Source organism: Pedobacter sp. R20-19 (assembly GCF_000708265.2).
Classification (GTDB): Bacteria; Bacteroidota; Bacteroidia; order Sphingobacteriales; family Sphingobacteriaceae; genus Pedobacter.
Map to the genome: position 1 here is coordinate 1 of NZ_JCKI01000007.1, position 16,181 is coordinate 16,181.

The 16,181-nt window shown below is 36.4% G+C and carries 11 protein-coding genes and 2 tRNA genes; 5 read left to right on the plus strand and 8 right to left on the minus strand.

Going from position 1 to position 16,181, the window contains the following annotated elements:
* Window positions 1-92: 92 nt before the first annotated feature.
* The 3 genes from AN34_RS15440 to recO form a co-directional block, all read right to left on the minus strand.
* Window positions 93-167: transfer RNA gene (locus tag AN34_RS15440), tRNA-Val, on the minus strand.
* Window positions 168-217: 50 nt separating this feature from the next.
* A tRNA-Val gene (locus AN34_RS15445) sits at window positions 218-292 on the minus strand.
* A gap of 149 nt (window positions 293-441) precedes the next feature.
* On the minus strand, window positions 442-1,167 hold the full coding sequence (gene recO / locus AN34_RS15450; protein WP_029286861.1) for a DNA repair protein RecO: 726 nt from the start codon (window positions 1,165-1,167) through the stop codon (window positions 442-444).
* A gap of 122 nt (window positions 1,168-1,289) precedes the next feature.
* Here recO and AN34_RS15455 point away from each other — a divergent pair, with 122 nt between their 5' ends.
* Complete coding sequence (locus AN34_RS15455; RefSeq protein ID WP_029286862.1) at window positions 1,290-3,605, plus strand: RND family transporter; 2,316 nt, start codon at window positions 1,290-1,292, stop codon at window positions 3,603-3,605.
* Window positions 3,606-3,618: 13 nt separating this feature from the next.
* On the opposite strand, the gene AN34_RS21795 is transcribed toward AN34_RS15455, so the two are convergent.
* The gene (locus AN34_RS21795) at window positions 3,619-3,960 is read right to left on the minus strand and encodes a hypothetical protein (protein ID WP_051666665.1); all 342 of its coding nucleotides are present in this window, start codon (window positions 3,958-3,960) and stop codon (window positions 3,619-3,621) included.
* Between the two features lie 312 nt (window positions 3,961-4,272).
* The gene (locus AN34_RS15470; protein ID WP_051666669.1) at window positions 4,273-4,539 is read right to left on the minus strand and encodes a hypothetical protein; all 267 of its coding nucleotides are present in this window, start codon (window positions 4,537-4,539) and stop codon (window positions 4,273-4,275) included.
* Between the two features lie 262 nt (window positions 4,540-4,801).
* Between AN34_RS15470 and ileS the strand changes: the two genes are divergently transcribed.
* The 4 genes from ileS to AN34_RS15490 all read left to right on the plus strand — a co-directional run bounded on the left by ileS (window position 4,802) and on the right by AN34_RS15490 (window position 9,935).
* Window positions 4,802-8,203, plus strand: coding sequence for an isoleucine--tRNA ligase (gene ileS, locus AN34_RS15475; RefSeq protein ID WP_029286864.1), 3,402 nt, complete (start codon window positions 4,802-4,804; stop codon window positions 8,201-8,203).
* Window positions 8,204-8,233: 30 nt separating this feature from the next.
* A complete protein-coding gene (locus AN34_RS15480; RefSeq protein ID WP_029286865.1) occupies window positions 8,234-8,617 on the plus strand; it encodes a TraR/DksA C4-type zinc finger protein in 384 nt (127 codons plus the stop codon).
* Entirely contained in the window at window positions 8,617-9,219 is a 603-nt protein-coding gene (locus AN34_RS15485) for a lipoprotein signal peptidase (protein ID WP_029286866.1), read from the plus strand. Before AN34_RS15480 ends, AN34_RS15485 begins: the two co-directional genes overlap by 1 nt.
* 200 nt (window positions 9,220-9,419) lie before the next feature.
* Entirely contained in the window at window positions 9,420-9,935 is a 516-nt protein-coding gene (locus AN34_RS15490; protein ID WP_029286867.1) for a DUF4269 domain-containing protein, read from the plus strand.
* Between the two features lie 294 nt (window positions 9,936-10,229).
* Here AN34_RS15490 and odhB read toward each other — a convergent pair whose 3' ends face one another.
* From odhB to AN34_RS15505, 3 genes are all read right to left on the minus strand, one after another.
* Window positions 10,230-11,465 carry a 2-oxoglutarate dehydrogenase complex dihydrolipoyllysine-residue succinyltransferase gene (odhB, locus tag AN34_RS15495; RefSeq protein ID WP_029286868.1) on the minus strand — a complete coding sequence of 412 codons (1,236 nt, stop codon included), beginning with the start codon at window positions 11,463-11,465 and terminating at the stop codon, window positions 10,230-10,232.
* 106 nt (window positions 11,466-11,571) lie between these two features.
* Window positions 11,572-14,370 (minus strand): 2-oxoglutarate dehydrogenase E1 component, encoded by a 2,799-nt coding sequence (locus AN34_RS15500; RefSeq protein ID WP_029286869.1) that lies wholly within the window; start codon window positions 14,368-14,370, stop codon window positions 11,572-11,574.
* 377 nt (window positions 14,371-14,747) lie between these two features.
* Window positions 14,748-16,022, minus strand: coding sequence for a DASH family cryptochrome (locus AN34_RS15505; RefSeq protein WP_029286870.1), 1,275 nt, complete (start codon window positions 16,020-16,022; stop codon window positions 14,748-14,750).
* Between the last annotated feature and the right edge of the window lie 159 nt (window positions 16,023-16,181).

Below are 16,181 nucleotides of genomic sequence, written 5' to 3' on the forward strand. Positions count from 1 at the left end.
CTTCAGAATACAAAATGTAAGCATAGAACATTCTTAAAGATATAAAAAAGCATATAACAAAAAAGCCTCTCAGTTTCCTGAAAGGCTTAGTGTGGGAAATGAGGGGTTCGAACCCCCGACCCCCTCGGTGTAAACGAGGTGCTCTGAACCAGCTGAGCTAATTTCCCTTTTTTAAAGGCTTTTAATATAATGATCTTTCAAATCCTTGAAAGTTGTGTGGGAAATGAGGGGTTCGAACCCCCGACCCCCTCGGTGTAAACGAGGTGCTCTGAACCAGCTGAGCTAATTTCCCTTTATTTCAATTTGTCAACTTTTTAGTTCCCCGACCCTCCCGACTGATAACGTCGGGATGCTCTGAACCAGCTGAGCTAATTTCCCTTTCCTTTTGGGAATGCAAATATAGCGCTATAATCTTGTTTCGCAAATCTTTTTTGTTTTTTTTCAGCTTAACAATGTTTCTAAAATTTTATGTGATTGCACTTCACCAAATGACGCCGTATGTAAGGTATAGAAAACCAATATCTTATCAAGAAGAAACCTTCTTCGGACATTACTCATTTTTAATTCAGAAATTTTTTCAAGTGGTGTATTAAATAAGGAAATAAAGCTTAGCGCATCCTCTAGCTGGAGATAATTTAAATGAATAGGCAAACGGGAAACAAATTCTCCTTCCTGCAAATCAAAATAAATCTGATCCGTTCTTTTCTTCTCATTTGGTGAAAAGCCTAAAAACCTTGTCAGTTTCAACAAAAATGACAAGTGAAAGTTTGGATTAATTTCTTCCACTTCATCAAACCAGGCAATGGAATTAAAAAGATAATCGAACAGGCTCTCGTCTGCTGATTGTTGCCTGATACTCTTATAAAGTACTTCGTTTAAAAAGATAACAATGCTGGTTTTAACAATATCGTAAGGAATGGTTTTAAACACCGGGGTTTGCCGAAGCTCAGAAATGCGTTGAATATTGGTATTTGCTTTATGATATACTACCATATCTAAAAGATGAAGAGATTGGAGCATATTCATCTTAATCTTCGCCTTTGGTTTTTTTACACCATTAATTAAGTATGATTGCATTCCAAATTTATCTGTAAGAACCTGTACAATTACACTGGTTTCGCTATAATTAGTGGTTTTTAAAACTATACCCCTCACTTTGTGCAACATCTTATGGAATCATTTTTTCAAAAGTATGTTATTTGTGCAAATTTAATTGCACTAAAAGTGATTACGATTTGTAAATAAGATTAGTTTTGTCGTTATCATTAAAATTTAAACCAGACAACACAATGTGGGTGAAGCTATCAAGGTTTATTCTTCAGAATCGAATTGCAATCATTGTTTTTTTCGTATTAGGCACCATTTTCATGGCTTACCAGGCCAAGAATGTAAAACTCTCTTATACAGGTAGTAAAATTTTACCAGTTACTGATAGTGCATTTGTAAAATACAATGCATTCAAAAAAACTTTTGGTGAAGACGGCAGTGTAATGGTTATAGGCATTCAGTCTCCTGACATATTCAGGAAGGATATTTATAACCAATGGGTTCAACTTTCTAACGAAATTCAAAAATTAAAAGGGATTAAACAAGTTTTGTCATCCGGTCGGATTTTTCAGTTGGAAAAAGATACCATAAATCAAAAGTTCACCTTAAAAGCAATTCCAGGTGGATTGGTAACTACAGATGCAGAAATGGATTCAATCAAGAATACCATATATAATACGCCATTTTTTGAAGGCCTGGTTTACAATAAACAGAATGCCACGCTAATGGCCATTACTTTCGATACAAAAATATTAAATACAGCTGCACGTAATCCCATTTTAAAGCAAATTGAGGAAAAGGCAAAAACCTTTCAGAAAAAAACCAACATCCAAGTTCATATCTCAGGATTGCCATACATCAGAACTGCCGTAAGTAAATTAGTAAGTAATGAATTTGTGCTTTTTCTTGGCCTGTCTATTTTAGTTTCAGCAGCAATTCTATTATTCTTTTTCAAAAGATTTTATGCAGTCTTCTTTCCCATTCTGGTTGTAATTATGGGGGTTATCTGGAGTATCGGAACACTGGTTTTATTTGGATTTGAACTCACCATTTTAACGGGATTAATTCCACCTCTTATCGTTATTATTGGTATTCCGAATAGCATTTTACTGCTAAATAAATACCAGAATGAATTACGAAAGGATGGAGACAAACAGAGGGCATTAAGTATTACCATTGAAAGAATTGCGGTAACTACACTCATTGCAAACATTACGGCTGCTATTGGTTTTGGCGTGCTATATTTTACAGGAAGTGAATTGTTGATGCAATTTGGAAGTGTGGCATCTATTAACGTGATGATTACCTGGTTAATGTGCCTATGTTTAATTCCGATTATTTTCAGCTACTTGCCAGCACCGAAACTGAAGGCACAAACACATGTTGAAGAGGGCTTTCTACATCAATTATTAATTAAGACCGATCACCTGGTGCAACAGAAAAGCAGCGTGATTTACATGGGTACCATCTTAATTTCCATCATCGCAATAATTGGGGTATTGAAAATTAATGTAAATGGTTATGTGGTTGATGATTTGCCTAAAAATTCTGAAATCTTAACCGATTTAAAGTTTTTTGAGAAAAATTTTGAAGGAATTTTGCCTTTAGAAGTAAGTGTTGACACCAAAAAAAAGAATGGTGTATTTAATCTAACCAACCTGAAAAGAATGGAGAAAATGGAAAAAATGATTTCCGCCTACCCAGAGTTCTCTAGATCTATTTCCGTTAATATGGGTTTAAAATATGCTACTCAGGCTTTTTACAATAATGATTCAACTTTTTTCCTATTGCCAGATAACCTGGAGAAAAACTTCATTCTGGCGTACATTGCAAATGGTGGAAAAGGAAATTCAAATTTACTAACCAATTTTATCAGCAAAGGCAATCAAAGCACCAGAATCAGTTTTCAAATGGCAGATGTAGGCTCTAAACGCCTTGATGCTATCATGGCTGAATTAAAACCACGTATTGATAGTATTTTACCACCTGATAAATTTGATGTAGAGCTTACTGGCTCAAGCGTAATTTTTTCGAAAGGAACAGATTATATGTTGAAACACCTCTTTGAAAGTATTGGCTTGGCGATTATTTTAATTTCTCTCTTACGTCTTGCGCAATTTAAGAGCTTAGGTATTATGTTTATTTCATTGCTCCCAAACATTGTTCCTTTGATTATAACCGCAGGCATTATGGGTTACTTTGGAATTTCTTTAAAGCCATCAACGATTTTAATTTTTACCATTGCATTCGGACTGGCTTCAGATCAAACTATCTATTTCCTCACCCGGTATCAACAAGAAATCAACCTGACTAATTTTTCTGTTCCGAAGGTGATTAAAGATACCATCACCGAAACTGGGGTGAGCATGACACATATCGCACTAATTTTATTTTTCGGTTTCGGAATCTTCACCGCTTCAACCTTTGGAGGAACCGTAATTTTAGGTCTCTTACTATCCATTACTTTGTTTGTTTCATTGATATTTAACCTGACCCTTTTGCCTGCTTTGGTGCTCTGGTTAGATAAAAAGAAAGTAAGAAACGATTTAAACCTATAAGGTTTTAAAAACCTTATAGGTTTGGTAAATCAATATCTGTAAAATGTTCCGCTTTATGAAACTCGATAAATTCTTCAATTCCACCAAACCAATCGAATACAGCATTTCTTTCTAACTTAGAATTTTTATTTATAGATATGATTGAATTATAAGAGGAGTAGTTCCAGTCTTCTACAGATTTACAAAACTGATGATGAACAGGGTTTAGATGAATATAATTTATTAATGTAGAAAAATAAATTTCATCTTTAATTTCAATTCTCTTTGTAAAGTCTAAAAAGAGTGCGCCTCTTCTATTATTTCGTTTATTAAATGCTTTAGCATAGCCATTCAGAAAGTTGCTGAATTGTTGCATGATAAATCTGTGAAAATCAAAATCTTCATCTTTTTTTTTGCTAATTCCCTAATTCCATTCTCAGGCCTGATTTGTATTAAAACATGAAAATGGTTGGGCATTAAGCAATAACAAAATGTCTTTGCAATAGGAGATATATATTTATCAAATTTTGAAAGAAAGAAAATATAATTATCATGGTTCTTGAAAAGGTTCTCTTTTCCAACAGCGTGATTAAAAATATGATAAAAATTGTCGGGATGAAATTTATCAAAATATTTCATGGCAATTTTTTTCTTAAATATACCATTTAACCCTATAAAGTTTAAAACCCTATAGGTTTTTTTCCTCTTCCTCGTCTACTGGCACTTCTACCGTAGGGTCAGTTAAAATTTCTGCATTTCCATCATGATCTTTTTTAGCAAAAAGAATGGGATATAACATCCATAATGCGCCAATCATCACTAAAATACCTGCAATCATTTGTAGATATCTGGCGCCATTAACATCGGAAGCATCTAAAACGAGATAAAGAATATAAGAGATCACGCCAGCAATAAGTACTAGAACAGCTTTCTGTAATTTTAATAGTTTAATCATCAGGACTTGTTTTTTAGCTTAATAATATAAAATAAAACGCAAATAATTCCTATTAGTTCTAAAAGTCCATAAAAATAAAAACTATAAATGTTTAATTTACTTGCTACCGCCAGTGTTAGCATAGGCAAGACAAGTTACAGCAGTAACCATTAAGATTAATCCAATATTAAACCATTTCGCTTTAAAGTATTTACATCAAAACTACCGAATTTGAGTGAAAAACTTTAACTTTGCATCCTTAATTTTTTGAGGTACTTGATTGATGTATAGCGAATTTAAACAATTGGAACTGGCCAAAATAGGACAGGAAATACTGGATTTCTGGAAAAAAGAAAACATCTTTGAGAAGAGCATTTCTTCACGTCCGAAGTCTAATCCGTTTACCTTTTACGAGGGGCCACCGTCTGCCAATGGCATGCCGGGGATTCACCACGTGATGGCACGTGCAATTAAGGATATTTTTTGTCGCTATAAAACCTTAAAAGGCTATCAGGTTAAACGTAAAGGTGGTTGGGATACACATGGTTTACCAATTGAACTTGCCGTAGAAAAAAAACTAGGAATCACTAAAGAAGATATTGGCAAGAAAATCAGCGTTGATGAATACAATGCAGCTTGCCGTACTGAAGTGATGAGATATACTGATGTTTGGAACGACCTAACCGAAAAAATGGGTTATTGGGTTGATCTGGAAAATCCTTATATCACTTACGAAAACGATTATATTGAAACCCTTTGGTGGATCTTAAAGCAACTATATAACAAAGGATATTTATATAAAGGCTATACCGTTCAGCCCTACTCGCCAGCTGCTGGTACAGGTTTAAGCTCGCATGAGTTGAACCAACCGGGTACATATAAAGATGTGAGCGATACCACAATTGTAGCTCAGTTTAAAGCCATTGAATCAACTTTACCAGAAACTTTAAAAGGTTTTGGCACGGTTCACTTTTTAGCCTGGACAACAACGCCATGGACATTGCCAAGTAATACAGCATTAACCGTAGGGCCAAAAATCGACTATGTATTGGTTAAAACGTTCAATCAATATACATTTGAACCCATTCAGGTAGTTTTAGCTAAAGCACTAATAGGGAAACAATTTGCCGGGAAATACTTTTTATCAGAAAGTGGTGAGGATTTCAATAACTTCAAAGCTGACGACAAAAAAATTCCTTATACCATATTAGGCGAATTTGTTGGGGCAGATCTAGTTGGCATTAAATACGAACAATTATTGCCTTATGCATTGCCGTACCAAAACTCAGAAAATGCTTTTCGCGTAATATCAGGAGATTTCGTTACTACCGAAGATGGTACAGGTATTGTACACACGGCACCGACATTTGGTGCTGATGATGCCCGTGTTGCTAAACTGGCTACCCCTGAAGTACCACCAATGCTGGTATTGGATGAAAAGGGAAATGCTGTTCCATTAGTGGATTTGCAAGGAAAGTTTATTGCTTCTTTAGGTGGTAACTATGGCGGTAAATACGTCAAAAATGAATACTATAAAGATGGCGAAGCCCCGGAAAAATCTGTTGATGTGGAATTAGCTATCCAGCTAAAAGAAGAAAACAAAGCTTTTAAGGTAGAAAAATACGTCCACACTTATCCGCACTGCTGGAGAACTGATAAACCAGTTTTATACTATCCTTTGGATAGCTGGTTCATCAAAACCACTGCTGTAAAAGATAAAATGGTGGAACTAAATAAAACCATCAACTGGAAACCAGAATCTACCGGAACAGGTCGTTTTGGCAATTGGTTAGAGAATTTAGTTGACTGGAATTTATCCCGCTCCCGTTATTGGGGAACTCCCCTACCTATCTGGCGCACGGCCGATGGTTTAGAAGAGAAATGTATCGGTTCTATTGCAGAATTAAATACAGAAATTGCAAAATCTATTGAAGCTGGATTTATGCCCGCAGGTTTTGAATTGAAAGATATGCACCGCCCATATGTAGATGATGTGATTCTAACTTCATCAGCAGGCGAAAAAATGACTCGCGAAACCGACCTAATCGATGTTTGGTTTGATAGTGGTGCCATGCCTTATGCACAATGGCATTTCCCTTTTGAAAATAAAGATGAATTTGCAAATGCTTATGCTGCCGATTTCATTGCAGAAGGTGTTGATCAAACCAGAGGCTGGTTCTTTACTTTACATGCGCTTGCTGTAATGTTGAGTGAAGCCAGTGAAGAGATTAAGGAAGTAAATGCTAAAACAGGTAATCCTGGTGTTGCTTTTAAAAACGTGGTTTCAAATGGATTGGTACTGGATAAAAATGGCAACAAAATGTCTAAGCGATTAGGCAATGCAGTTGATCCTTTCAGCACCATTGAAACTTATAGTGCTGATGCTACACGCTGGTACATGATTAGCAATGCCTCCCCTTGGGATAACCTGAAGTTCAGTTTGGAAGGATTAGACGAAGTGCGCCGTAAATTCTTTGGAACGCTCTATAACACTTATGCCTTTTTTGCTTTGTATGCCAACATCGATAAATTTGAAATCGACAAAAATAACCTGAGCAAAGTTGCTGACAGAACAGAGCTAGACCGTTGGATTTTATCACTATTGCAAAACTTAATTAGCGAAGTAGATGAAGCATATAATACTTATGAACCTACTAAAGCATCAAGAGCTATCCAAACTTTCGTAGATGAACATTTAAGCAACTGGTATATCAGGTTAAGTCGCCGCCGTTTTTGGAAAGGCGAAATGACAGATGATAAACGTGCTGCCTATGAAACACTTTACACCTGTTTAGAAACTTTATCGCAATTGATGAGCCCCGTAGCCCCATTCTTTGCAGATTGGTTGTACAGAAACCTTACCGTTACTGATGCATATGCAGAACAATCTGTTCATTTAACCATATGGAATGAGGCAGATCAAAGCTTAATTGATCATGATTTAAATGAACGCATGGTTTACGCCCAGGATATCTCTTCAATGGTTTTATCATTACGCAAAAAATCAAGCATTAATGTTCGTCAGCCACTGGAGAAGATCTTAATCCCATCATTAAATGGAGATTTTGAACGTAAAATATCAAAAGTTGCTGATTATATCCTTTCTGAAACCAATGTGAAGCATATCGAATTCATTACCGATACACATGGCATTGTGAAGAAAAAGTTAAAGCCCAACTTTAAATCGCTAGGCAAAAAAGTAGGTAAGGATATGAGCGTTGTTAAAGCTGCTTTAGAAAATATGACGCAGGATGATATCCAACGCCTGGAAGTTGATGGCTACCTGAATGTTTTCGGTAGTGATAATATTCAGCATGCGATCGATTTAAACGATGATGTAGAAGTTTTTGCAGAAGACATTCCGGGATGGCAGGTAACTAACCTAGGCAACTTAACGGTGGCTTTAGATGTGACCATTTCTGAAGAATTGAAACAAGAAGGACTCTCTCGCGAACTGGTCAATAGAATCCAGAATTTGCGCAAAGAGTTAAACTTTGAAGTAACGGACCGGATTAAAGTGGCTTTACAAAATAATAACCTTATTGCTACAGCAGTTGCTAAAAACAAGGCCTACATTTGCGCTGAAATTTTAGCCGATGAATTTGAATTAACGGATACTGGTTTAGATGCAAACAAAATCACTATAGATGATGTTGAATTAAGCATTTCAGTAACTAAAATATAAATCCATATATTAGAAAACTAAATTAAAAACATGGAAAACAGTAACAAAACACGCTACTCAGACAGTGAACTTCAAGAATTTAAAGAACTTATTCAAGATAAATTACGCAGTTCTAAAGAAGAACTTAATGCACTAACGTCCTCATTGAGCAATCCTAATGCAAACGGTACTGAAGATACTTCTGGAGCCTATAAAACATTGGAAGATGGTTCTGCAACAATGGAAAAAGAACAAATCAATCAGTTAGCTGCCCGTCAGAAAAAGTTTATTGATAACCTGGAAAATGCATTGGTTCGGATTGAAAACAAAACTTATGGTATTTGCCGTGAAACAGGTAAATTAATTCAAAAAGAACGTTTACGTGCGGTTCCACATGCAACATTAAGCATGGAAGCCAAATTAAAACAAAGTTAATGAAAGGCTATACAAAACCTTTACTTGTTATCTTTCTGGTTTTAATTGCAGACCAGTTGCTTAAAACCTGGATTAAAACCAATATGTACCTTGGCCAGGAGTTTAATATTATTGGTAAATGGTTCATTATCCATTTTACTGAAAATAATGGTATGGCCTTCGGGATGGAGTTTGGAGGAGAATTTGGTAAGCTTGCCTTATCATTATTTCGTATTGCTGCCGTTGCTGGTATTGGATATGGACTTCATTATTTGATTAAACACAAATATCACCGTGGTTTAATCTTAAATGTTGCACTGATTTTTGCAGGTGCATTAGGAAACATTATTGATTCAGTTTTTTATGGAAAGATTTATGGCTACGAAACCTGGTTTCACGGACGTGTGGTAGACATGCTTTATTTTCCAATTGCTGAAGGACATTTCCCTAGCTGGATTCCTATTTGGGGAGGAGATGAGTTTGTTTTCTTCAGACCTGTTTTTAATCTCGCTGATGCTGCCATTTCGCTTGGCGTAATACTTATCCTGGTTTTCCAGAAAAACTACTTCAAAGAAGATGTTAAGGATGAAGTAAGCATTAATAGTGAAATTGTAGAAGATTAAGCAAATTACGATTGTAGATTTACGGATTACAATTGAAAATTATAGTAAGGATAGCACTTAGCTTTAAATAATTACAGGCCCATTTCTTTACCGAAATGGGCTTTTTTGTTTTATTAATTTAGGTTTTAAAAGTTGATAACTTTAATAGCACAATAGAAAAGAAAGTTGTCAACTTTAAATCTGGAAATAGTACCAAAAAAATGATCAATTTTCTTAACCTATCTTACTTAAAATCAGGAAATCCAAAGCAACAAAGTGCTTATCAGATTTTAATCAGGAATAGTATATTAGAGAAGCTGGTGGAGTTTACGCCAATTTTGGTGGGAACCATCCCGATTAACATCGATATAGAAAGTAGCGATTTGGATATCATTTGTTATGTTCATGATAAAGAAAAATTTAAGCATTCTTTATTGAATCATTTTCAACAGGAGAAAGGCTTTAGAATTTCAGAAAATCAAACTTTAAATGCGCTTAAGGCAAATTTCTTTATAGAAGATTTTGAAATCGAAATCTTTGGTCAGAATATCCCCACTAAAGAACAAAATGCCTATCGCCACATGGTAATTGAACATCGATTACTGCTAGAGAAAGGTGAGGAGTTTAGGTTACAAATCATTAATTTAAAGAAGCAAGGATACAAAACGGAATTGGCCTTTGCAAAGTTACTGGGCTTGAATGGAGATGCTTATGAGGCACTTTTAAACTTGTGGTAAAGTACTACAAGATTATAAGCGATCCTTATTAAAGAGATTGCTTCGTCTTACCTCCTCGCAAAGACGACCTGTCGTAGTTATTTAGAATACCAACATTAAAAAATCTGGTTGTAGCGTCTCGCCATGACTAAACGAATAAAGCGGAATCAAATTAAGATTGCTTCGTCATGCCCCCTCGCAAAGACGACCGTTCATAGTTGGCGTGTTCAATACCCGGGTACCTCAACAAAAAAGCCTTCGATTTTTCAATCGAAGGCTCCTTATATATCAGTTACCTGTTAGGGAATTTTAGGGTTAAACACCCAATAATAATCTAGCTGGATCTTCTAATAATTGTTTCACCCGAACAAGGAAACCTACAGACTCACGTCCATCGATAATTCTATGATCATAAGATAATGCAACATACATCATTGGACGAATAACCACCTCACCTTTTTCAGCAACGGGACGCTCAACAATGTTATGCATACCTAAAATAGCAGATTGTGGGGCATTAATAATCGGAGTTGACATCATTGAACCAAATACACCACCATTAGTGATGGTGAAAGTTCCACCAGTCATTTCTTCGATTGTTAATTTACTATCGCGGGCCTTTAAAGCTAATGTCAGAACTGATTTCTCAATTTCTGCAAGAGACATACTTTCTGCATTGCGGATAACCGGAACTACTAAGCCTTTTGGAGCCGAAACAGCGATAGAAATATCTGCAAAATCATTGTAGATTAACTCTTCACCTTCTATACGACCATTTACAGCCGGAAACTCTTTTAATGCTACTGTAACAGCTTTAGTAAAAAAGCTCATGAAGCCTAAACCTACACCAAACTTTTCTTTAAACTGATCTTTATATTTTCCGCGTAAATCCATAATTGGTTTCATGTTTACCTCATTGAAAGTGGTTAACATTGCGGTTTCATTTTTAACGGCAACTAAACGTTTTGCAACAGTTCTGCGAAGTGGAGACATTTTCTCACGACGCTCGCCACGGCTACCCGCAGGAGCAACAGCTGCAACCGGAGCGCCAGCCGCTTTAGGTGCTTCAGCTTTTTTACCGGCTTCTGCTTTTACTGCATCTTCTTTAGTAATGCGTCCATCAACACCTGTACCTTTTACAGCACCAGAATCAATTCCTTTTTCTGCAAGAATTTTTCCTGCAGCAGGTGAAGGAGTACCTGTGGCATAAGAGTCTTTAGAAACAGGTTCTGTGCCTTGAGCCTTTGGTGCTTCATCCTGTGCTGGTGCATCAGACTTAGGGCTTTCAACTTCTGGCTTAGGACTGGTAGCAGCACCACCATCTTCAATATTACAAACTACTGCGCCTATGGCTAATGTATCACCTTCAGCAGCTATGGTTTTTAAAGTTCCAGCTTGTTCTGCGGTTAATTCGAAAGTAGCTTTGTCTGATTCTAATTCAGCAATAACTTCGTCCATCTCAACAACGTCACCATCGTTCTTTATCCAACGTGATAAAACAACTTCTGTTATCGACTCACCAACTGGTGGAACTTTGATCTCTAAACTCATATTTTTAAAATTGGTAATTTTTGTTGTTATATGTTTTAAGATTCAAAAGTTGCAATGTTCCGGCCCTTAAACCTAAACCCATTACTTTCGAATCTTTAATTTAAAATTAATCCGCCTCAGCTAATTTCTTACGGGCCTTTTTAGTTTCATCTTTAACTTCTTCTTCCTTAACAGAAACTTCTAAAGCCTTCGCTAAAATATAGGTTTGTTGGTTAGCATGTTGTTTAGCGAAACCTGTAGCAGTACTGCTGCTTTCTTTTCTCGAAATTACATCAATACCTTTTAAGCCTGTTTTGTATAATTTGCGGAAAAGGTATGGCCATGCACCCATGTTTTCTGGTTCTTCCTGTAGCCAGAAAATTTCGTTTGCATTTTTATATTTTGCCTTAATGGCTTCCATCTGGTCAACTGGTGTTGGGTATAATTGCTCAACACGAACTACAGCAACATGTTTTACCTGATCTGCCTGCTGTTTTTCTAATAATTCGTAATAAATTTTACCACTACAGAAAACAATCCGGCTAACCTCATCAACATTTACGTTTACGTCATCAATAACCTCTTTAAAGCCACCATCGGTAAACTCTTCTAATTTGGATACGCAAGATGGATGACGCAATAAACTCTTAGGAGAGAAAACCACCAAAGGTTTACGGAAATCACGTTTAAACTGGCGACGTAATACGTGGAAAAAGTTAGCAGGAGTAGTACAGTTTACCACTTGCATGTTGTAATCAGCACAAAGCTCCATAAAACGCTCAATACGTGCTGATGAATGCTCAGGTCCCTGACCTTCATAACCATGTGGCAATAACATCACCAAACCATTTTCGCGTTGCCATTTGGTTTCAGCGCTGGCAATATATTGATCGACAACAATTTGCGCTCCGTTAAAGAAATCGCCAAATTGTGCTTCCCAAATGGTTAAAGCATTAGGGTTTGCCATGGCATAACCATACTCAAAACCTAAAACGCCATATTCTGATAAGTGAGAATTGTAAATATCAAATGGAGCCTGCTGATCTGAAATATTTGCTAATGGTACATATTCTTCCTCGCTATCTTCTAAAGTTAATACAGCATGACGGTGAGAAAAAGTACCACGTTCTACATCCTGACCGCTTAAACGAATACGTTTACCTTCTGATAATAAAGTACCATAAGCCAGTTGCTCGCCCATTGCCCAATCAAAAACATTGGTTTCATTAACCATTTTTGTACGCTCAGCAAAAAGTTTTTCAATTTTTTTGAAGAACTTTTTATCCGATGGTAAAGTGGTGATGCGCTTACCGATTTCTAATAACGTAGATTTTTTTACAGCCGTCACAGGAGAGGTTTCAAAATCTTTTGGTGTCGCCATCCGCAAATCTGCCCAGGCACCACCAAATTTAACTTCATCCTTACTTGCAACAAATTCTTTAGCTTCGTTTAATCGCTCCTGTAAAATTCCACGGAAATCTTTTTCCATTTCTTTTGCCAGTCCAGCTTCCAGTTTACCTTCTTTAGTTAACTGGTCGATATATATTTCCCTTGGGTTAGGGTGTTTTTCGATGGTTTTGTACAATAACGGCTGGGTGAATTTAGGTTCATCAGACTCATTATGACCGAAACGACGGTAACACAAAATATCAATAAAAACATCATTTTTATATTTCTGACGATATTCCATAGCCAGATTAATGGCGTAAACCAATGCTTCAGGATCATCTCCATTTACATGAAAAACTGGTGATAAGGTCACCTTAGCAATATCCGTACAGTAGGTACTTGTACGTGCATCTTTATAGTTGGTGGTAAAGCCGATCTGGTTATTAATGACCAGGTGAATAGTTCCACCTGTTTTATAACCTTCAAGACCTGCCATCTGAATTACTTCATATACAATTCCCTGGCCAGCTACAGAAGCATCACCATGAATTAAGATCGGTGCCAAACGGCTGTTGTCTCCACCATATTTAAAGTCAATCTTCGAACGGCTCATTCCTTCTACCACACCGTCAACTGTTTCCAGGTGTGATGGGTTTGGGCAAAGACTTAAGTGAACACTTTTTCCGGTAACGGTAGTAACATCTGTAGAGTAACCTAAGTGATATTTTACGTCACCACCAAATGGCGTATCAGGATTATAGCTTTTACCTTCAAACTCGGCAAATATATCTTTATAGGTTTTCTGCATGATATTCGCCAGTACGTTTAAACGACCGCGATGCGCCATACCGATTACAAATTCTTCAATCCCTAAATCTGCTCCTTTTTCAATAACAGAATCCAATGCAGGAATTAATGCCTCTGCTCCTTCTAAAGAAAACCGTTTCTGTCCTAAAAACTTGGTTCCAAGAAAGTTTTCAAAACTTACCGCTTCATTTAATTTTTTCAAAATACGTTTCTTCTCATCAATAGAGAAACTTGGCGTATTACGGGCACTTTCCATCTTTTGCTGAATCCAGTTCAAGACCTCTGGTGTACGTAAAAATTTATATTCAGCACCAATTGAACTGGTGTAAGTTTGTTTTAGAAAAGCAACAATATCTTTCAGTTTTGCTGCACCGATACCAATTTCAACACCTGAGTTAAAAACTGTTTCCAAATCGGCATCAGAAAGGCCAAAGTTTGAAAGATCTAAAGTTGGTAAATGTTTACGTCTTTCTCGAACAGGATTGGTATGTGTAAATAAGTGACCCCGACTTCTATAACCGTCAATCAGGTTTAAAACACTAACCTCCTTTAAAAATTGTTCAGGGGTTTCTACATTTACTACTGAGGTCTCAGAATTTCTTCCAAAATCAAAACCTTCAAAAAACTTTTGCCAACCAAACTCAACTGATTCAGGATCTTGCTGATACGACTGATATAAAGAATCTACATATTCGGCGTTAGCGCCGTTGAGATAAGATAAACTATCCATTATTAACTGTTTACTATAAGCATTACAAAAGTAGAATTTTACCTTATATAATTGGCAAAAAACTGGATTAATTGCACAAAAAAATTATTTAGAAACATTCTGACATTCAGCAAAATTGAGGCTGCATGAAATAAAGAATTTTTTGATTAAAAGTTAGAGCAAAACCCAGGCCAGTATTTATAATTGAAGGAGAGACTGAGTGAATGAGAGATTTAATGAATGATACATGGCACAATCCGAAACCCATTCACTAACTCAATAATTCTTTAATTTAATCATTCTATTCTGAAAACTAAATGAGAGAATGATTAAATGATATGATCTGCAAACTCATTCAATAATTTAATCGATCAATAACTCTTTTACTCAATCATTTATTAAGAAGTCCAGGTTAAGGCATAATTTCCTTTTGGATCTAAGTTTTTAATATTCTTATCCATATCAATTACGCCTTTTGATTTCTGATCATTTCCTACTCCTGCTATATTGGCCCAGTTACCCCAATTACTTGCCGGATTATAATCAATAAGTTTCTCTTCAAAATAGGCAGCTCCGAATACCCAGCTTACCTCAAGATTATTAACAAGGTAGAGTGCAGTGGTTTGCCTGGCAATATTAGATATGAATCCAGTTTGGTTCAACTCTGTCATCACGGCATCTACTACGGCAAATCCCGTCTGACCAGTTCTCCATTTATTGAAATTTTCCTGCTCATTTTCGATGTCTACCAAACCCTGGCTTCCAAAACCATTTGGATTAAAAAAGGTATTGCCATATTTTTTGAACATAAAACGGAAATAGTCCCGCCAAAGCAAGCCCAATAAAATATGATTAAACATGGCCTTTGTATTGGGCATGCCTTCTATTTTCTTAATCTCCCAATATACCTTACGTGGAGAAAGGCAACCCATGGCCAGCCAGGCAGAAAGTTTAGAAACTAAAATGAGATTTTTAGATGTTGCAGCTTGTTGCATAGCCACAATAACCTTTTGTAAATGCACCAATCCTTCGGCCTCACCGCCTTCAAACTCGAAATCAGCTCTTTGATCTTTTTGCTGGTGAAGCAAGCCAAGTTCTTCCAAAGTAGGCAGCGTTCCCCAATCAATTACCTCAGCTACGTTAATTCGATCTGGTGAAGGGAAACAGGGTTTGATAATGGAATCACGCTCGATTTTTTTCTTAAACTGATTAAAAGCATCAGGTATATCTTTGATTGGAAAAGGTAGATCTTCTTTATTGTATAAGGTGTGACCAATAAAATGTTTAAGGTTGATGCGTAATTTCCAGAGGGCATTTTCTACCAGTGTAGATACATGTGTTTCCTCTCTGGCTACCTCCCGGTGATGATATACTTCGGTAATTTCGTATTCCTGAATCAACTGTGGAATAATTTCTTCAGGGTTACCGGTAGCAATCAATAAATTTCCTCCTATCTGCTTCAGCGCACTTCGTAGCCCGAGTACACTTTCTAATAAAAAATGTGCCCTGATGCTCCCAGTTTTTAATGTCCCATACTTTGTTTCTCCAAACTGACGGGGATCTAAAATATAAACGGGTAAAATTGAATCTGACTTAGCAATCGCCTCCACAAGCAATTCATTATCATGCAAACGGAGATCATTTCTAAACCATACTAAAATTTTTTTGAACATCTTTTTCTCGGAAATGAATTATTGAGGATAAACACAAATTTATCTTATTTTTCTCTGGCATCAAAAACAAGCAAAATTCTTTACACACAGTAAACAATATGATTGGTGAGTTATGGAATGTTGGCAAATCATTCATCTTTCATTTAAATGTAGAATCCA